Annotated in this window: 12 protein-coding genes; 8 read left to right on the top strand and 4 right to left on the bottom strand. The window is 48.6% G+C overall.

Translation table 11 applies throughout. The features are described from left to right. The first annotated feature begins 47 nt into the window (after positions 1-47). From NQS30_RS12280 to NQS30_RS12255, 6 genes are all read left to right on the top strand, one after another. On the top strand, positions 48-1,253 hold the full coding sequence (locus tag NQS30_RS12280) for an MFS transporter (protein WP_014416869.1): 1,206 nt from the start codon (positions 48-50) through the stop codon (positions 1,251-1,253). Between the two features lie 185 nt (positions 1,254-1,438). Then, positions 1,439-2,641, top strand: a complete 1,203-nt coding sequence (locus NQS30_RS12275) for a GTP-binding protein (RefSeq protein WP_012116765.1) — start codon at positions 1,439-1,441, stop codon at positions 2,639-2,641. Positions 2,642-2,705: 64 nt separating this feature from the next. Then, positions 2,706-3,842, top strand: a complete 1,137-nt coding sequence (locus NQS30_RS12270) for a zinc-dependent alcohol dehydrogenase (RefSeq protein WP_025284207.1) — start codon at positions 2,706-2,708, stop codon at positions 3,840-3,842. A 14-nt stretch (positions 3,843-3,856) separates the two neighbouring features. Beyond that, positions 3,857-4,291, top strand: coding sequence for an RDD family protein (locus NQS30_RS12265; protein WP_059366555.1), 435 nt, complete (start codon positions 3,857-3,859; stop codon positions 4,289-4,291). Positions 4,292-4,408: 117 nt separating this feature from the next. Continuing rightward, positions 4,409-4,687 (top strand): YckD family protein, encoded by a 279-nt coding sequence (locus NQS30_RS12260; protein ID WP_263612330.1) that lies wholly within the window; start codon positions 4,409-4,411, stop codon positions 4,685-4,687. A gap of 103 nt (positions 4,688-4,790) precedes the next feature. Continuing rightward, a complete protein-coding gene (locus tag NQS30_RS12255; RefSeq protein ID WP_072588782.1) occupies positions 4,791-6,227 on the top strand; it encodes a glycoside hydrolase family 1 protein in 1,437 nt (478 codons plus the stop codon). A gap of 40 nt (positions 6,228-6,267) precedes the next feature. Here the strand turns inward: NQS30_RS12255 and NQS30_RS12250 are convergent, their stop codons facing one another. The 4 genes from NQS30_RS12250 to hxlA all read right to left on the bottom strand — a co-directional run bounded on the left by NQS30_RS12250 (position 6,268) and on the right by hxlA (position 8,670). Then, on the bottom strand, positions 6,268-6,666 hold the full coding sequence (locus NQS30_RS12250) for a competence protein ComJ (RefSeq protein WP_218791481.1): 399 nt from the start codon (positions 6,664-6,666) through the stop codon (positions 6,268-6,270). 20 nt (positions 6,667-6,686) lie between these two features. Continuing rightward, positions 6,687-7,124 carry a NucA/NucB deoxyribonuclease domain-containing protein gene (locus NQS30_RS12245; protein WP_218791482.1) on the bottom strand — a complete coding sequence of 146 codons (438 nt, stop codon included), beginning with the start codon at positions 7,122-7,124 and terminating at the stop codon, positions 6,687-6,689. A 356-nt stretch (positions 7,125-7,480) separates the two neighbouring features. Continuing rightward, complete coding sequence (gene hxlB / locus NQS30_RS12240) at positions 7,481-8,038, bottom strand: 6-phospho-3-hexuloisomerase (RefSeq protein ID WP_007409354.1); 558 nt, start codon at positions 8,036-8,038, stop codon at positions 7,481-7,483. Beyond that, a complete protein-coding gene (hxlA, locus tag NQS30_RS12235) occupies positions 8,035-8,670 on the bottom strand; it encodes a 3-hexulose-6-phosphate synthase (RefSeq protein WP_012116769.1) in 636 nt (211 codons plus the stop codon). Before hxlA ends, hxlB begins: the two co-directional genes overlap by 4 nt. Positions 8,671-8,901: 231 nt before the next feature. Here hxlA and hxlR point away from each other — a divergent pair, with 231 nt between their 5' ends. Beyond that, positions 8,902-9,264 carry a transcriptional activator HxlR gene (gene hxlR / locus NQS30_RS12230; protein WP_012116770.1) on the top strand — a complete coding sequence of 121 codons (363 nt, stop codon included), beginning with the start codon at positions 8,902-8,904 and terminating at the stop codon, positions 9,262-9,264. A gap of 591 nt (positions 9,265-9,855) precedes the next feature. Further along, entirely contained in the window at positions 9,856-20,610 is a 10,755-nt protein-coding gene (srfAA, locus tag NQS30_RS12225) for a surfactin non-ribosomal peptide synthetase SrfAA (protein WP_218791483.1), read from the top strand. Positions 20,611-20,631 lie beyond the last annotated feature (21 nt).

Below are 20,631 nucleotides of genomic sequence, written 5' to 3'. Positions count from 1 at the left end.
CTTGATTCAGCAATTTGAAATGATAGAAGACCGGAAAGGAGAATGTTATGAAGCTGTCGGAATTAAAAACAAGCGGTCATCCGCTCACTCTGCTCTGTTCCTTCTTATATTTTGATGTGAGTTTTATGATTTGGGTAATGCTGGGGGCGCTCGGCGTTTATATTTCTCAGGATTTCGGGTTATCTTCTTTTGAAAAAGGGTTTGTCGTGGCTCTGCCGATCTTATCAGGATCTGTGTTTCGGATCATTTTAGGTGTGTTAACGGACAGGATCGGGCCGAAGAAAACAGCCGTGATCGGGATGCTGATCACGATGATCCCGCTGCTTTGGGGGGCATTCGGCGGCCGTTCTTTGACTGAGCTGTATGCGATCGGCATTCTGCTGGGCGTAGCGGGCGCAAGTTTTGCTGTTGCGCTTCCGATGGCGAGCCGGTGGTATCCGCCTCACTTGCAGGGGCTTGCGATGGGGATAGCAGGTGCCGGCAACAGCGGCACTTTGTTTGCGACATTGTTCGGCCCCCGCCTTGCGGAACAGTTTGGGTGGCACAGTGTAATGGGAATTGCGCTTCTTCCGTTGATGATCGTTTTTATACTGTTTATCGTCATGGCGAAGGACTCTCCTGCACAGCCCGCACCGCAGCCGCTTAAAAACTACCTTCACGTGTTCAGGCAGAAGGAAACATGGTGTTTCTGTCTTCTGTACGGCGTCACTTTCGGAGGTTTTGTGGGGTTATCAAGTTTTTTGGCGATTTTTTTCGTTGATCAATATCAATTGTCAAAAATCCATGCCGGTGATTTTGTCACAATATGTGTCGCAGCGGGCAGTTTTTTTCGCCCTGCAGGAGGCTGGATTTCAGACCGTGCGGGAGGTGCGAAAGTTCTGGCTGTACTGTTTGTCATCGCGGCTCTGTGTATGGCGGGAGTCAGCAGCCTGCCTCCGCTTTCAACGGTTATCGTTCTGCTGTTTATCGGAATGATGGCACTCGGTATGGGCAACGGAGCGGTATTTCAGCTTGTCCCTCAGCACTTTGCAAAAGAAATCGGAATGGTGACGGGAATCGTCGGAGCAGCCGGCGGCATAGGGGGTTTTTTCCTTCCGAATATTTTAGGATCATTGAAGCAGATGACGGGAACGTATGCGATCGGTTTTATCTCTTTCTCATGTATCGCATTGCTCGCATTTGTGCTTGTTCTGGCCGCAGGCTATTTTTGGAGAAAAAGCTATGGCACTGAAAACAGTCCTGCGGATGTTTAAGTTTGGGCGGAAGACACGTATGACAGCGTGTCTTTTTTATGATTGATTATTTTTCACTTGATTTTAAACGGAGAATATATCAGAATAAATAGTAACAATTACGATTTACAACAATGTACATCATGATAATAAGGCAGGTGCGGGGTGTAAATCGTAATCATTCTATTTTGTCAGGAGGCTATTTTATGAAAAAAATTCCGGTTACAGTATTGAGCGGCTATCTTGGTGCCGGAAAGACGACCGTTTTGAATCATATTTTACAAAACCGCAACGGTTTAAAAATTGCCGTCATCGTCAATGACATGAGCGAAGTAAATATAGACGCGGGCTTGGTGAAGCAGGGAGGCGGCTTGTCAAGGACGGATGAGAAACTCGTAGAATTATCCAACGGCTGTATCTGCTGCACGCTGCGTGAAGATTTATTAGTCGAAGTTGAGAAACTCGCGAAAGACGGCAGATTTGATTATATAGTGATTGAATCAACCGGGATCAGCGAACCGATTCCCGTTGCCCAGACATTTTCTTATATAGATGAAGAAATGGGCATTGATCTGACAACATTCTGCAGGCTGGACACAATGGTGACCGTGGTGGATGCAAACCGCTTCTGGCATGATTTCCAGTCCGGTGACAGCCTTCTTGACCGGAAGGAAGCGGCGGGAGAAGAGGATGAACGGGTGATTGCCGATTTATTAATTGACCAAATCGAGTTTTGTGATGTGCTCATTTTAAATAAATGCGACATGGTCGGCGAAAAAGAGCTTGAACAGCTGGAAACGGTTCTTCGCGCATTACAGCCCCGTGCCAGACTGATCCGGTCCGTCCGCGGAGAAGTGCCCGCCGAATACATATTGAATACCGGTTTATTTGAGTTTGAGGAAGCGAGTTCATCAGCAGGATGGATAAAGGAGCTGACGGCAGGTCATGAAGCGCACACTCCGGAAACGGAAGAGTACGGTATCACTTCGTTTGTGTACTCGCGGCGTCTGCCGTTTCATACCGTTCGTTTTGACAGCTGGCTGCATCAATCAATGCCTGACAACATTGTGCGCGCAAAAGGAATTGCTTGGTGCGCAACCCGCAACAGCCTTGCGCTGCTGATGTCTCAGGCGGGTCCGGCGGTTTCGATTGAGCCTGTTTCTTATTGGGTGGCGGCAATGCCGAAACTTGAGCAGGAGCAGATCAAACAGCAGGAACCGGAGATTCTGGAAGATTGGGACGACCAATTCGGAGACCGTCATACGAACCTGGTGTTTATCGGAACAGATTTAGATGAAGCAGCCATTACAAAGGAATTGGATCAGTGCCTGCTCACGCCGTCTGAGTTCGATTCCGATTGGTCGCAGCTTGAAGATCCTTTTCAATGGGATATTCAGCGGGCCGAATAACATACCGGCCAAGTTTAGAAGCAGGTGAAAAGGGAAGGAGTGATGAAAAAGGAGCTGACCAAGTGTGAAAGCACTGACATACCAAGGAAAAGAACATATGGAAGTGAAAGAAGTCCCGGCACCCGCCATTCAAGATGAGAGAGATGTCATCGTTCGAATCACCGCAACCGGGATATGCGGTTCAGACCTTCATTTATATAAAAACGGAATACCCGCCGATCCGGGTTATATCGTTGGGCATGAGCCGATGGGAATCGTTGAAGAAACGGGCAGTCAAGTCAAAAAGCTGAAAAAAGGCGACCGGGTCGTGATTCCTTTTAACATCGGCTGCGGAGAATGTCATTATTGCAAGCACCAGATGGAAAGCCAGTGTGATGAATCTAATCCAAATCCTCATACAGATGCCGGCGGCTTATTCGGTTTTTCGGAGTTTAACGGTAATTATCCCGGCGGGCAGGCTGAATATTTACGTGTTCCTTATGCTGATTTCTCTTCTTTTCTGGTTCCGGCAGACAGTGAGCTTGAAGATGAGCAGGTGCTGCTTCTGTCAGATGTCATGCCGACCGCCTTTTGGAGCGTCCAGCACAGCGGAGTGAAAAAAGGAGATACAGTCGTTATTCTGGGATCAGGTCCGATCGGTTTAATGGCGCAAAAATTCGCGTGGAAAAAAGGAGCTAAACGGGTTATCGCAGTTGATCAAGTCCCGCACCGCCTTGAACATGCGAGACGCATAAACGGAGCAGAGACCTTCAATTTTTCAGAACATGATGAGATCGGGAAACTGCTGCATGAACATACGTCAGGGGGCGCGGATGTAGTGATTGATTGTGTCGGAATGGACGGCACGCCGCTTTCAAAAGAAAAAGCAGAGCAAAAACCGAATCAGTTCGGAACGATCAGTCCGATTCTTACAGCATCAGAAGCCGTTAAAAAGTTCGGAACCGTGCAGCTCACGGGCGCATACATTTCTGAAGCGGACGGCTTTCCGCTCGGTGATTTTTTCACACGCAACGTTTCTTTGAAAATGGGCCAGGCACCCGTTATTCATCTGATGCCGATGCTGTATCAAATGATCGAACAAAATGAAATTGATCCGACGGATATCATTACACACAAAATGAGTCTTGCGGAAGCTCCTGCTGCATATGATATATTTGACAAAAAAGAAGATGGCAACATTAAAGTGATTTTAAAGCCATAGCGAGGAGAAACACGATGAATATTTACAGACCGGCGGGATTTTGGATCAGATTGGGAGCCGTGGTACTCGACTATTTAATTACTTCAGTGCCTTTGGCGATTATTTTTATGCTGGCAACAGGAAAAGATCCGAATGAGAGCACAATGATCAGCATCATTTTGACTCTTTATGCTATTTTGCTCCCTGTATACTGGAACGGTTATGTTATCGGCAAAAAGATCTGCGGTATCCGCATCGTCAAAAAAGACGGCACTCAGGTAGGCTTTCTCACTATGATTTTGAGAGTGCTTTTGGGCGGCCTGATATATGGCGTGACGTTTGGAATCGGCGTGATCGTGAGCGCATTCATGGTCGGAATGAGAGAAGACAAACGGTCAATCCACGATTTTGTAGCAGGAACGTATGTCACATACGCGCTGCCGGACGAATCGATTGAAAAGAGCGAATAATTTCGCTCTTTTTTTTGCATAAAAAATGGATGAGGGAGCAACATATAACAAACGTTAAAGGAGGAAAGAGTCATGAAAAAAGCTGCATTGTCTTTAGCTGCGTTTTTCATTACAGCAATGGTTTTCACAATGCCGGCACACGCCGCCGGAACAAAAATGCCTTCAACAATGTCACTCACGGAACAGCAGAAAAAAGAAATTGAATCACTTGAAAAAGAAGTGCTCGAAAAACGAAAACATGTTATATCCAAATATGTTGAGTACGGGGTCCTGCCGAAAGAAAAAGCAGAACATATTAAACAGCATATGGACAGGCGCTTTAACATGATGAAACAAAATGGGTTTGTCCCGAAGCCTCCGCCTCATAAATTGGAAAAACGGCATCATCATTCTTAAGCATCCGGCAAGCCGGATGCTTTTTTGTTTTTATCGGGATTGCTCTGAAACGCGTTTCATAACGTATGATATCAATATCATACGCATCAGGAGGATGAAACACATGATACATAAAAAACAGGGCCTGTTCCCTGATACATTTCTATGGGGGTCAGCCTCGGCTGCCTATCAGGTTGAAGGAGCCTGGAATAAAGACGGTAAAGGACCTTCAGTATGGGACTTATTCACGAAAATACCGGGTAAAACGTTTAAAGGCTCAAATGGCGATACAGCAGTCGGCCATTATGAGCACTATCAAGAAGATATCGCCTTGATGGCAGAAATGGGTTTGAAAGCTTACCGCTTTTCTGTCAGCTGGCCGAGAATTTTTCCGAATGGCAGAGGGGAAATCAACGAATCAGGGATCGCATTTTACGAAGACCTGATCGATGAATTGATTTCTAACGATATTGAGCCGGTGCTGACTCTTTATCATTGGGACTTGCCTCAGGCGCTGATGGATGAATACGGCGGCTTTGAATCAAGAAAAATTATTGATGATTTTAATGATTACTGCATTGCGTTATACAAAAGATTTGCCGGCAAGGTGAAATACTGGGTCACGTTAAACGAGCAGAATTATAATTTTCATAACGGGTTTATTACAGCTGCACATCCGCCCGGCGTAAAGGACAGAAAACGATTTTATGAAGCGAATCATATCGCATTTTTAGCTAATGCCAAAGCGATTGAATCCTTCAGACAATATGTTCCTGACGGTTTGATCGGCCCGAGCTTCGCTTATTCACCGGCTTATCCGCTTACAAGTCACCCTGAAGACATAACTGCATTTGAAAACGCAGAGGAATTTATGAATCATTGGTGGCTTGATATGTATTGCCGGGGGACTTATCCGCAAATTCCTTTCAATTATTTAAAGGAAAAGGGCTGGGCGCCCGCCATTGAAGCCGGGGATATGGAATTGCTTGCGAAAGGCAAGCCGGATTTTATCGGTGTTAATTATTATCAGACGATTACGTACGAAAGAAATCCTCTTGACGGTGTATCGGAGGGGAAAATGAACACGACTGGTCAGAAAGGGACAAACCAGGATACCGGTATACCGGGGCTGTTTAAAACGAAAAAGAATCCTAACCTCGTGACAAGTAATTGGGATTGGACGATTGACCCGATAGGTCTGCGCATCGGCCTCCGGCGTATAACGAGCCGCTATGAGCTGCCGGTTTTTATAACAGAAAACGGGCTGGGGGAATTCGATAAAATAGAAGAAGACGGCTCAATTCAGGATGACTACAGAATTGACTATTTACGCTCCCATCTTGAACAGTGCAGAGAGGCCATTAGTGACGGAGTTCATCTCATCGGCTACTGCAGCTGGTCATTCACGGATCTGTTAAGCTGGCTGAACGGCTATCAAAAACGCTACGGTTTTGTCTATATCAATCGAGATGAAGAAGATGAAAAGGATTTGAAACGGATCAGGAAAAAAAGTTTTTATTGGTACCAGAATGTAATTGAAACAAACGGTAAAAGTTTATAAAAGTTCCCTGAGAGAAATAAGATTCTCTCAGGGATTTCTTTTACATTGCGGCTGCATTAATAATATACGTATCCGCATGAAGATCGGATATTTCGGCAGGCACTGAATAACAGGTAAGGCTGTATCGGCCTTTCGGAATATTAAAAGAAAGCCGCTTTGACATCACGCTTTCAATCTCAATTCCATCTTTTACAGCCTCAAAGGGAACAGTCGCTTTTTTCTCATAGGATGGTACCGGTTCACTTGTGTTAAGCCTGAGAACGATAAATGCCCTCGTATTTCTCCTTGCCTCAAATGAAACAGCTCCGTCAGCTTCCGCATATCCTTTTTCAATGGCTTCATCGGTCCAATCGATAACAGGCGGTTCTGAATCTTTTTGGAAGATTGTAAATTGATGATAAGAAATGGCCAGTTCTTGCGGTTTCCATGATTTATTCAATGCGCTGTTCCTCCTGTTTTTTACTTGATTTTAAATAATACTCTCGTTCCGTCGGGATCATTGGTAAGCTGGTGTCCGACCCATGAGCCGGCTCCGCGGTTGTCTGCCGGAGAAATATATTCTACGGAGGCATTATTTCCGCCCTGTTTACAAACCGCCATCGGCCATTCATCTCTATCGTATCCCGTTTTGACGGGCACATGTTTAAGAGATTGCTCACGCCGCTTATGTACTCCGTCTCTGTCAATGGTGCATATGCTGGAATGTCCTTCTTTTATCGCGTCCTTAATATGCTTTGCTGTTTCCGGATATCGATCGGACGGAAATAAGATTACTTTGTCGTAATCACTCTTCTGAACGGCCTGCTCGTTATCGGAGAAAAGATCACCCTTGATCAGGGCCGCGACTGCTCCGGCAATGATGATAAGAACAAGCAGCAGTGCTTTTAATGTTTTCAAGAGTATCAATCACCTCCAGTTTTAATTGCTGTAAAGCTGGTCCAAGAATAAAGCAGAATCGGCCGGCTGTAAAGCTGTTAAAATATATTTCTCAGCGGCAATTCAGCTGAATATCTGTAAAACCATCCGCACAAATCAACTTTATTCATTAAAAATTCGATCAGAAAGTGTTTTTTGCCGTTTCCCTATTCAGAAATGAATGGTTGCGGCCGTATCGTCAATTGACTTATTATAGCGATAAGCTCACCGGCAGGATATTTTCGTTGCGAGTGTCCGACCCGAAAACCTTGGCCTGCATGACCGGGCGCAACAGGACGATAAAAAGACGGCCATCTGATAAGAAGGCCGTCAGCAAATCATTCCAGATTCGCATGCTTTGTAAACATGTCTGCTGAATTCAATTCTTTTTTCTCCATGATTTTTAGAATAACTGCATCGTAAAACAGCAGAAGAGTTTGTTCGAATAAAGAACCCATCGGCTGAATCGTCTTTCTGTCTCCGCCGGTCTCTTCCTTAGGAGAGCCGGGAATCGTTATTGTAAGATCCGCAAGTTTGCCGAGACTTGAGTCGGGGTTAATCGTTAATGCAGTGATGATGCCGTTAAGGCTTTTGGCTTTTTCAGCCGTATGAAGCAGACTTTTTGTTTCGCCTGAGCCTGAGCCGATGATGACGAGACCGCCTTCTTGGAGGGGAGGGGTAAGCGTCTCACCGACGATGTAAGCGTTCAGACCGATGTGCATCATCCTCATGGCGAACGCTTTAGCCATAAAGCCGGAACGTCCCGCTCCGGACGTGAAGATTTGATCTGCCGATAAAATCTGATCCGCAAGCTTGTCAGCTTCACTGTCGGATATTAATGCTGCGGTGCGGGATATTTCATTTAGTATTTCATGTAAGTATTCAGTCGTTTTCATGATCCTTGTGTGATCAGCTGTTTTATTTTAGCAGCAGCATCCGCTTTATTGTCAGCTCCCGTAATGCCTCCGCCGACAATGATTAAATCTGGGTTTTGTTTGATGGCTTCAGGAAGCGTATCAAGTTTAATGCCTCCGGCAATTGCGGTTTTAGCGCTCTTGACCGCTTTTTTAATCGCCGTCAGTTCCTCGAATGAATTTTTTCCTTCTGCTTGAAGATCATAACCTGTGTGAACACAAATATAATCAACACCGAGCTGGTCAATTTCTTTTGCCCGTGTTTCAAGGTTTTTTACGTTAATCATGTCGACGAGAATTTTTTTCTGCTGTTTTTTTGCTTCGGCAACCGCCCCTTTGATCGTTGAGTCGTCTGTCGCTCCTAAAACGGTGATGATGTCGGCTCCCGCTTCTGCCGCTTTCATGATCTCGTAGCCGCCTGCATCCATGATTTTAAGATCGGCAAGCACTTTCAAGTGAGGAAAGGCTGATTTCATTTCCTGTACGGCTTTCAGGCCTTCATTAATGACAACGGGAGTGCCGATTTCTACAACATCTATATATGGTTCGACCTCTTTCACAAGCTCAATTGCTTCCGGGATATTCACTAAGTCTAATGCCAGCTGTAATTCCACTTTATATCCACTCCTCTTTTTTATGTATTTTCATTCTATAGAGTGCCCCGCATGTTGAGAAGTACGCACTTTGAAGTCTAATAGTTACTTTGAGGATACTGTCCCCGCAGGCAATGCGCTTTGTTTCAGCAAAACTGCGTGGTAGTATAAACTGATGAAAGTTGTGTAAAAAAGTAAGCGTGTATGAATAGATGATGACCGTACAAAAAGTAAGAGGAAGGAGAATGGCCCGTGAGCCGAATGGATAAGAAAACGTTTAATTGCGAAAAGGAATTGACGCTTGCCGTGATAGGCGGGAAGTGGAAAATGCTGATTATGTGGCACTTGGGAAAAGAAGGGACGAAGCGGTTTAATGAGCTGAAAGCTTTAATTCCGGATATTACGCACAAAATTCTTGTGAATCAGCTCAGGGAGCTGGAGCAGGATCTGATCGTTCACAGGGAAGTTTACCCTGTCGTCCCTCCGAAAGTGGAGTATTCTTTAACGGCGCAAGGAGAAAGCCTTATGCCGATTCTGGACGCCATGTATAAGTGGGGAAAAGATTATATGGAATTAATCAACATTGATAAAACTGCAATAAAGGAATCTTTTTGAAGTGCTCTATGTAAAATAGAGTGCTTTTTTTGCGGTTTAATGAAATCATATTGCGAACATTTGGGCTGTCTGTTTCGGTTCTTGCGCTTTTTTTTCCGGGTCAGCTTACGTACGTAAATTTTTTTCATTCTGCCATAACTGGATATTCGACAGCTTTTCATTATAGTTTAAAGATTTTTAATTTTACGTAAATAATATTTTTAAAAATAAATTGCGGGATGCCGCAAAATACCCTCTGGATTTGTCGGAATTTTTTTCGGTGTGCCGCATGAAACTTTTCACCCATTTTTCGGTGATAAAAACAATATTTTCATATAAAGTGAACGTAAGTAGATATATAGAAATACATGCAGAAATAGGTAAACCTTTCGTGCTTACAATCAATGGCTTTTTGTCTTGATTTCTCATAAATTTGATGCCGCATTTCGGACTGCGCGGGTGAACGGATGACGGATTTCGGCGGTGATTGAATCGGGATCGTTTTTGGAGGTAAGTGGTTCTTTTGGCTTGAGAATGAGTTAGGGACATAGAGGGAGGCTGTTTCTAAGGGAGAATTGACATCTTTATCTTAAAAAGGGGAGGCGCACACATATGGAAATAACTTTTTATCCTTTAACAAATGCTCAAAAACGTATCTGGTATACAGAAAAATTCTATCCGAACACAAGTATTTCAAATCTTGCCGGGTTCGGGAAACTCATTTCTGAAGACGGCGTACAGGCTCATTACGTTGAGAAAGCGATACAGGAATTCGTTCGGCGGTATGAGTCGATGAGAATCCGTCTGCGGCTTGATGATGAGGGGGAGCCCGTTCAATATGTGAGCGAATACCGGCCGCTCTCCATCGGGCACACAGATATCAGGCAAGCCGGCTGCTCTGCGGACGAGCTGTCAAAATGGGGGCGTGAAGAAGCTGGCAAGCCTCTGGCGTTATATGATCAGGATTTATTCCGTTTTTCCGTGCACACGATCAGTGAAAATGAGGTCTGGTTTTACGCTAATGTGCATCACATTATTTCAGACGGGATTTCCATGACGATTCTGGGCAATGCGATTACTGATATTTATTTGGAGCTTTCAGGCGGAGCAAGTGAGGAACAGACGGAGATTCCTTCTTTTATCGAGCACGTGCTGACAGAGCAGGAATATGTGCAGTCGAAGCGGTTTAAAAAGGATCGGGATTTTTGGAACGGGCAGTTTGAGACCGTGCCGGAGCTTGTGTCCCTGAAACGGAGCCGGGCAGATGCGGGTCTTGATGCGAAACGGTTTTCTCAAGAAATTCCTCACGACTTATATGGCCGCATTCATTCATTCTGCGAGGAGCATAAAGTCAGCGTACTATCTCTGTTCCAGTCAGCTCTGATCACTTATCTCTACAAAGTGACCGGCCGGGATGACGTTGTCACGGGTACGTTTATGGGAAACCGGACGAATGCGAAAGAAAAGCAGATGCTCGGGATGTTCGTATCTACGGTGCCTGTGCGGACAAGCGTTGACGGAGGACAGTCGTTCTTGGAATTCGTTAAAGGCCGGATGAAGGATCTGATGAAAATTCTCCGCCACCAAAAGTATCCGTATAACCTGCTTGTCAATGATTTGCGCGCTTCGAAAAGTTCGCTGAGCAGATTGTTTACGGTGGCTCTGGAGTACCAGGTGATGCAGTGGCAGAAAAAAGAGAATCTGTCCTTCCTGACAGACCCTATTTTCAGCGGAAGCGGTACAAATGATATTTCAATTCATGTGAAGGAACGATGGGACACCGGGAAATTGACAATTGATTTTGACTATCGCAGCGACATTTTCAAGGGGGAAGAGATTGAATCTGTTTCTGAACGTTTGATCACGCTGATTGAAGATGCGATTTCATCTCCTGATCGCATAATTGATGAACTTACTCTTCTTTCTGAATCCGAGAAAGAGCGGCTGCTGAAACGGGCCTCCGGCAATCCGGTGAATTACCGCGGAGAGATGACGATACCGGGGCTGTTTGAAGAGAAAGTGAAGTCACTGTCTGACAAACCCGCGGTTGTGTATGAAGGCCGAACATTGTCCTATCGCACATTGCATGAACAGTCAGGCCGTATCGCCGGACGCCTTCTTCAAGCCGGGATATCAGCCGATTCTCCTGTCGCGGTGCTGCTTGGCCGTTCTGAGCGTGTCATTGCGGCAATATTGGGAATTTTGAAAGCGGGCGGCGCCTATGTGCCGATAGATCCTGACTTTCCGGCGGATCGGATTCAGTACATTTTAGAGGACAGCGGAGCGAAGGCTGTTCTGACGGAGGCCGGAATACAGGTGCCTGCAGCGGATGCCGAACGGATTGATTTTGACGAGGCTGTTCAGTTTGAAACGGCTGCGGACGGTGTCATCACACAATCAGACCGGCTGGCTTACATCATCTACACGTCAGGTACAACGGGGCGGCCGAAAGGCGTGATGATTGAGCACCGGCAAGTTCATCATCTGGTGCAATCACTGCAGCAGGAGATTTATCAATCCGGTGAGCAGACATTAAGAATGGCGCTTTTGGCTCCGTTTCATTTTGATGCGTCCGTCAAACAGATATTCGCCTCGCTTCTTTTGGGACAGACGCTTTATATCGTGCCGAAAACGACTGTGACGAATGGCTCGGCACTGCTGGACTATTATCGGCAAAACCGGATTGAAGCCACTGACGGAACGCCTGCGCATCTGCAGATGATGGTTGCGGCGGGAGATGTCAGCGGAATTGAATTGCGCCACATGCTCATTGGGGGAGAGGGCCTGTCCGCGGCTGTTGCTGAACAGCTGATGACGCTCTTTCATCAATCGGGCAGGACGCCGCGTCTGACGAATGTCTACGGGCCGACAGAAACGTGCGTAGATGCGTCCGTGCATCAGATGTCAGCGGATAACGGAATGAATCAACAGGCGGCGTACGTTCCGATCGGAAAACCGCTCGGCAACGCCCGTCTGTATATATTGGATAAGCACCAGCGGCTTCAGCCCGACGGCACGGCCGGTGAGCTGTATATCGCGGGTGACGGTGTAGGCCGCGGCTATTTAAATCTGCCGGATTTGACCGCAGAGAAGTTTTTGCAGGACCCGTTTAACGGAAGCGGCCGCATGTACCGCACGGGTGATATGGCGCGCTGGCTGCCGGACGGGACGATCGAATATATCGGCCGTGAAGATGATCAGGTGAAAGTCCGCGGCTACCGCATTGAGCTGGGAGAAATTGAAACGGTGCTCAGAAAAGCTCCGGGCGCGGCGCAGGCCGTCGTGCTGGCACGGCCGGATCAGCAGGGCAGCTTAGATGTCTGCGCATATATCGTTCAGGAAAAAGGAACCGAGTTTCACCCTGCCGAGTACAGGGAGTATGTGTCCAAGCACCTTCCTGATTACATGGTGCCCGCTTACTTTACAAAAACGGACGAAATTCCGCTCACGCCGAGCGGGAAGGCGGACCGCAAAAAGCTGTTTGCGCTTGATGTGCAGGCTGTCAGCTCATCTGAATATGCCGCGCCGAGAAATGAAACGGAGGAAACACTTGCCGTCATCTGGCAGGAAGTTCTCGGAATGGACAAGGCGGGCATTTATGATCATTTCTTCGAGTCAGGCGGTCATTCATTAAAGGCAATGACGCTTCTGACGAAAATTCATAAGCAAATGGGCGTTGAAATTCCGCTGCAATACTTGTTTGAGCATCCGACGATTGCGGCGCTTGCCGATTATGCGGAAAACCGAAACGAAGGACCGGCATTCAGTACAATTGAGCCGGCTGAGAAGCAGGCGAGCTATCCGCTTTCGCTCGCTCAGCAGCGGACTTATATCGCAAGCCAATTTGAAGACGCGGGAGTCGGATATAACATGCCGGCTGCGGCCATGATTGAGGGCGCTTTAGACCGTGAAAAGCTTGAGCGTGCATTTTCTGCCTTAATCAGCAGGCATGAAGCGCTCAGAACATCGTTTCAATCAGAGGACGGCACGCCGAGACAAGTGATTGGCGAGCATGTTCCGTTTCATATTGAAATGATCGAAGCGCGCGGAAGAACGAATGAACAGGTCATGAAGGACTTTGTGCGCCGTTTTGATTTATCTGAGGCGCCGCTGTTCAGAATCGGCCTGCAAACGCTCGGTCACAATCGCCATATGCTGCTGTTTGATATGCATCACCTGATTTCTGACGGGGTGTCTATTTCCATCATGCTGAAGGAACTGGCTGACATCTACGTCGGAAATCAGCTGCCTGAATTGCGCATTCAATATAAAGATTATGCCGTATGGCAGGCGGAACGGGCGAAAGAAGGCTACAAGAAGGAGCGGGCGTACTGGAAAGAAGTCTTCAGCGGCGAACTGCCGGTGCTTCAGCTGCTTCCTGATTATCCGCGGCCGCAGGTGCAAAGCTTTGAAGGTGACCGCGTGTCCGCCAAGCTGCCGAAAATGCTGCGGGAACGGCTGCAGAAGCTTGCCGAGAAAAACGGAGCCACCCTTTACATGGTGCTGTTATCAGCATACTATACGCTGCTTTCTAAGTATTCGGGACAGGAAGACATCATCGTGGGAACACCGTCAGCGGGAAGAAATCACTCCGATACCGAGGGGCTTATCGGGATGTTTGTCAACACGCTTGCGCTGCGAAGCTCCGTGAAGCAGGATCAGACATTTGCCGGCTTGTTAGGTCATGTGCGCAAGCAGGTGCTGGATGCGTTTTCTCATCAGGATTATCCGTTTGAGTGGCTGACAGAGGAACTGAACGTGCCCCGGGACATGAGCAGGCATCCGATATTTGATACGATGTTCAGTCTGCAAAACGCCTCGGACGGAATTCCGGAGATCGGTAATCTGACGCTGTCTCTTCATGAAACAAACTTCAATATCGCCAAATTCGACCTGACCATGCAGGCTCGGGAAACAGCGGAAGGCATTGCGCTTGATTTGGATTATTGCACGAAGCTGTTTAAGCGCTCAACTGCGGATCGCATGCTTGCGCACTATGTCCGTCTGCTGGAAAGCGCGGCAGCTCAGCCGGATGCGAAAATCAGCGAATATGATCTGCTTTCTGAACGGGAGGCTTTGAATCAATTACAGCGGTTCAACCCGGGACGCACGGTATACCCGAAAGATCAAACGATCGTGCAGATCTTTGAAGAACAAGTCCGAAAGAACCCTGACCGGACGGCTCTACAGTTCGAAGGGGAAACCCTGTCGTATCAGCAGCTGAATGAACGCGCCAACAGGCTTGCGCGGCATATTCTTTCGGTCGGAGGCGGCGGAAAAACCGCGGCTGTTCTGTGTGAACGGTCAATGGATATGATTGTTTCCATTATGGCTGTGTTAAAAGCGGGGTCCGCCTATGTGCCGATTGATCCTGAGCATCCGGTTCAGCGGATTCAGCATTTCTTCCGCGACAGCGGGGCGAATGTGCTCCTGACTCAGCAAAGCCTCAAGCCGCTTGCGGAAAAGGCCGGTTTTCAAGGCGTCATTGTGCTTGCTGATGATGAGGCGAGCTATGAAAAGGACTCTCGCAATCCAGCATTGCCGTTTGATTCCAAAACGATTGCCAATCTCACTTATACATCAGGCACGACGGGAACGCCGAAAGGAAACATCGTCACACATGCCAACATTTTGCGGACGGTAAAAAACACGAACTATTTGACTGTTTCTGAAGAGGACACAGTGCTCGGTCTGTCAAACTACGTTTTTGACGCTTTTATGTTTGATATGTTCGGTTCGCTGTTAAACGGTGCAAAGCTTGTAATCGTCCCGAAAGATACGGTGCTGGATATGTCACGCCTGTCCCGTGTGATCAAACGGGAGAACGTCAGCATTCTGATGATTACGACGGCCCTGTTCCACCTGCTTGTTGATATGGAGCCGTCCTGTCTGACGACGCTTCGGAAAATCATGTTCGGGGGCGAAAGAGCGTCTGTAGAACATGTCAAAAAGGCGCTTGCGGCAGTCGGAAAAGGAAGACTGCTTCATATGTACGGCCCGTCGGAAAGCACGGTGTTTGCGACATACCATCCGGTGGATGTCATTGAAGAGGATACGCTCTCCGTTCCGATCGGGAAACCGGTCAGCAATACGGAAGTCTTTATCATGAACTCAGCCGGACGCATTCAGCCGGCGGGTATCGCGGGAGAGCTGTGCGTCAGCGGGGAAGGACTCGTAGAAGGCTACTACAACCGTCCTGAACTGACGGAAGAAAAATTTGTAAAGCATCCGTTTAAGGAAGGTGAACGGATGTATAAAACGGGCGACTTGGCCAGATGGCTTCCGAATGGCGATATCGAGTTTATCGGACGTATCGACCATCAGGTGAAAATCCGCGGTCAGCGGATTGAGCTTGGCGAAATTGAGCATCAGCTCCAAAGTCATGACCAGATTCAGGAATGTATTGTGCTCGCTGTGGATCAGGGTGCGGGTGACAAACTTCTTTGCGCGTATGTTGTCGGCCTCAGGGAAATCTCTTCCCGGGAGCTGAGGGAGCATACGGCGAAGGATCTTCCGGCTTATATGATTCCGTCCGTCTTTATTCAATTGGATGAACTGCCTCTTACAGGGAACGGAAAAATCGACAGGCGGGCGCTGCCGATGCCGGATGTGACCGCAGCGAATGCCGTGTCATATACGGCGCCGCGCAATGAAACAGAACAAAAACTGGCGGATATTTGGGCTGAGGTGCTGCAAATGGAGCGGGTCGGCGTCCATGACCAGTTCTTTGAGATCGGGGGCCACTCGTTAGCGGGGATGAAACTGCTGGCCCTTATCCAGAAGACATTCGGCGTGCAGCTTACCTTAAAGGATCTGTTCACTTCTCCGACGGTTGCGGGGCTGGCGCAGCTGATTGAAGGGGCTGAGCGGAAGGCGGCTGAGAGCATCGCACCGGCGGCCGAGCGGGAAACGTATCCGGTTTCTTCACCGCAGAAGCGGATGTTCGTGCTTCAGCAGCTGGAAGGCGCTGAAACAAGCTATAACATGCCGTCTGTGCTCCGCTTAAAAGGAAAGCTTGATGCGGAAAAGCTGAAATCCGTCATGAAACAGCTGACAGAACGCCATGAAGCCTTCAGAACGACATTTGACATAAAGGATGGGGAAACGGTTCAGCGCATATGGACGGAAGCTGATATCGACATGGAATATTATGAAGCCTCTGAAGAAGATGCTGAACGGATTATTCAGAGCTTTATCCGGCCGTTCCGCCTGGATCAGCTTCCTCTCGTCAGAACGGGACTGGTCAAGCTGGCTGAACATGACCACCTGCTGCTGTTTGACATGCACCATATCATTTCGGACGGCGCTTCAGTCGGCGTGCTGATAGATGAACTGTCCCGCTTGTATGGCGGCGAAACGCTTGAGCCGCTGCGGATTCATTATAAAGACTATGCGGTATGGCAGCAGAAATTTATTCAATCAGAGCAGTACCGCAAGCAGGAGGAGCATTGGCTTCGGGAGCTTGACGGCGAGCTTCCGGTATTGACGCTGCCGGCTGATTACAGCCGTCCGGCCGTGCAAACCTTTGAAGGAGACAAGCTGGTCTTTTCTCTGACTGAGGAACAGACGTCGGCTCTTCGCAGTCTTGCGAAACAAACGGATTCTACCATGTACATGGTGCTGCTGGCGACATACAGCGCCTTTCTATCAAAACTGAGCGGACAGCATGACATCATTGTCGGCTCGCCGGTTGCGGGACGGTCACATGCGGATCTCGCAAACGTCATCGGTGTTTTTGTGAATACACTCGCGCTTCGTACGTATCCGGAAGCGGACAAAACGTTCACGGACTATCTTAAAGAAGTAAAACAAACCGCTTTACATGCATTTGACGCGCAGGATTATCCGCTTGAAGACCTTCTGCAAAAGGTTGAGGTGCAGCGTGATACGAGCAGAAATCCGCTGTTTGATGCGGTATTCTCAATGCAAAATGCAAATGCGGAAGATCTGGTCATGGAAGGAATTGAGCTGAAGCACCATCCGTTTGACAGAAAAACAGCCAAGTTTGACCTGACAATGACGGCTGAGGACACAGACGAAGGTTTAACGTTTGTGCTTGAATATAACACCGCGCTGTTTAAACCGGAAACGGCAGAGACATGGAAGCATTACTGGCTTCAACTGTTAGAAGCCGCAGCGGAAAATCCGGCTGCGAAGCTTTCTGAGCTTTCATTGGTGAATAAAACAGAAAAACAAGCTCTCCTCAACGCATGGAAGGGAAAAACACTTTCTGTGCCGCGGGATAAAACGGTTCACCGTCTCTTTGAAGAAACGGCCGCCCGCTACGCGAACCGGCCGGCCGCGGCATACAACGGCGCGAAATGGACGTACGGCGAGCTGAACGCAAGGGCGAACCGGATCGCGCGCATTCTCATGGACTGCGGCGTCACGGCTGACGAACGTGTCGGCATTTTGACGAAACCGTCCTTGGAAATGGCCGCGGGCGTACTCGGCGTCCTGAAAGCAGGCGCGGCATTTGTGCCGATTGATCCCGACTACCCGGAAGAGCGGATCAGCTACATTCTGCAGGACAGCGGCGCCAAGCTTCTTCTTACACAGGAAGCGCTCGACGTGCCGGAAAGCTACAACGGAGAAACGATTCTGCTTGACGGCAGCCGCTCCATTTTGAGCCTGCCGCTTGATGAAAACGATGAAGCGAACCCGCAGACGGAAACAACGGCGGATCATCTCGCTTATATGATTTACACGTCAGGAACGACCGGACAGCCGAAGGGTGTCATGGTCGAACACCATGCGCTGGTGAACCTGTGTTTCTGGCATCACGACGCATTCGCCATGACGGCGGATGATAAAAGCGCCAAATACGCGGGCTTCGGTTTTGACGCCTCTATCTGGGAAATGTTCCCGACATGGACCATCGGCGCGGAGCTTCACGTCATTGACGAAGCGATCCGGCTGGATATCACCCGCTTAAATCACTATTTCGAAGAGCACGGCGTGACCATCACTTTCCTGCCGACGCAGCTGGCCGAACAATTTATGGAGCTGGAAAATACCTCTCTCCGCATGCTTCTCGTCGGCGGCGACAAGCTGAAGCGGGCGGTGAAACAGCCGTACACGATCGTCAACAACTACGGCCCGACGGAAAACACCGTCGTCGCGACAAGCGGCGTCATCAATCCGGAGGAAGGATCGCTTTCGATCGGACGGGCGATTGCCAATACGAGAGTTTATATTCTCGGCGACGGCGATCAGGTGCAGCCGGAAGGCATTGCCGGTGAATTGTGCGTGGCCGGCCGCGGTCTGGCGCGCGGATACCTGAACCGTGAAGAAGAAACGGCGAAGCGGTTTACCGCAGATCCGTTCGTGCCCGGCGAGCGCATGTACCGGACCGGCGACCTCGTCAAATGGAACGCGCAGTGCGGCATCGAATACATCGGCCGTATTGACCAGCAGGTCAAAGTGCGGGGCTACCGGATCGAGCTTTCAGAAATCGAAGTCCGCCTCGCCCAGCTTGCGGACGTTCATGACGCAGCGGTGACGGCCGTGGAAGACAAAGCGGGCAATACCGCGCTTTGCGCCTATGTCGCGCCTCAGCAGGACGATATTGAAGCGCTCAAATCCGCGCTGAAAGACACGCTGCCTGACTACATGGTGCCGGCGTTCTGGGTGGAGATGGACGAGCTTCCGGTCACCGCAAACGGAAAGATTGACAAAAAAGCCCTGCCGGCGCCTGACATTGAAGCGGGAAGCGCGGCATACAAAGCGCCGGAAACGGAGATGGAGACGCTGCTTTCCGACATTTGGCAGGAAGTGCTCGGTCTTGACCAGATCGGCGTAAGCGATAATTTCTTCACGCTCGGCGGGGACTCGATCAAAGGCATCCAAATGGCGAGCCGCCTGAACCAGCACGGCTATAAATTGGAGATGAAAGATCTCTTCCAGCATCCGACCATCGAAGAGCTCGTCTCCTACGTGGAGCGGACGGAAGGCAAGCAGGCCGACCAGGGCCCTGTCGAAGGCGAAGCGGCTTTAACGCCGATCCAGCGCTGGTTCTTTGAACGAAACTTCACGGACAAACACCACTGGAACCAATCCGTCATGCTTCACGCGAAAGACGGCTTTGATCCGGAGATAACAGAAAAAACATTACATGTCCTGACGGTTCACCATGATGCGCTCCGGATGATTTATCGTGAACAAAAACCGTATTACAGAGGGCTTGAGGATGCGTCTGTTGAACTGAACGTCTTTGAGCTGAACGGACCTGCTGAAGACCATGAGGACCGTATCGAAAGGGAAGCAGACCGTCTTCAAAGCAGTATTTCACTGGAAACAGGACATCTCTTGAAAGCCGGGCTCTTCCGGGCTGAAGATGGAGACCACCTTCTTCTCGCAATCCATCACTTAGTCGTGGATGGTGTATCTTGGCGGATTTTACTGGAGGACTTTACGTCCGTTTATACGCAGCTGAAGCAAGGCAATGAACCCGCGCTGCCGCCGAAAACACATTCATTCGCCGAATTTGCCGAGAGAATCAAAGAATACGCAAATACGAAGGCGTTTCTGAAAGAAGCGGATTACTGGAGAGAGCTTGAGGAAAAAGAGGTATGCACTCAGCTTCCGAAAGACAGGCAGTCTGGTGATCAGCGCATGAGACATACGAGAACGGTCAGCTTCTCTCTGACGCCTGAACAAACTGAACAGCTGACGACAAACGTACATGAAGCCTATCACACCGAAATGAACGACATCCTGCTCACGGCGCTCGGACTGGCGCTGAAAGAGTGGACGGGTGAAGACACGATCGGCGTTCATTTGGAAGGCCACGGGCGCGAAGACATTCTTGACGGCCTGAATATCACCCGGACGGTCGGATGGTTTACGAGCATGTATCCGATGATCCTTGAGATGAAGCACGCCGACGATCTTTCATATCAGCTGAAACAAATGAAAGAAGACATCAGACACATCCCGAACAAAGGAGTCGGCTACGGCATTCTGCGTTATGTAACGGCGCCTGAGCATAAAGAGAATCTTTCATTTGAGATTGATCCGGATATCAGCTTTAACTACTTAGGCCAGTTTAATGAGATGTCGGATTCCGGCTTATTTACAAGATCCGGGATGCCGTCAGGACAATCGCTGAGCCCTGACACAGAGAAGCCGAATGCGCTTGATATTGTCGGATTTATAGAAAATGGGCAGATGACGATGACGTTTGCCTATCATTCTCTCGAATTTCATGAAAAAACCATTCAATCGTTCAGTGACAGTTTTAAAGGGCACCTCTTGAAAATCATAGATCACTGCCTGGCCCAAGACGGACCTGAGCTTACGCCTAGCGATCTTGGCGATGATGATCTGACGCTTGATGAACTTGATAAATTAATGGAAATTCTCTAACAGAAAAGACAGAGGTGACAT

The sequence above is a fragment of the Bacillus sp. B1(2022) genome, assembly GCF_040259625.1.
Taxonomy (GTDB): Bacteria; Bacillota; Bacilli; order Bacillales; family Bacillaceae; genus Bacillus; species Bacillus velezensis.
The sequence above is the reverse complement of the archived record's forward strand: the minus strand, read 5'-3'. Positions and strand labels throughout refer to the sequence as shown.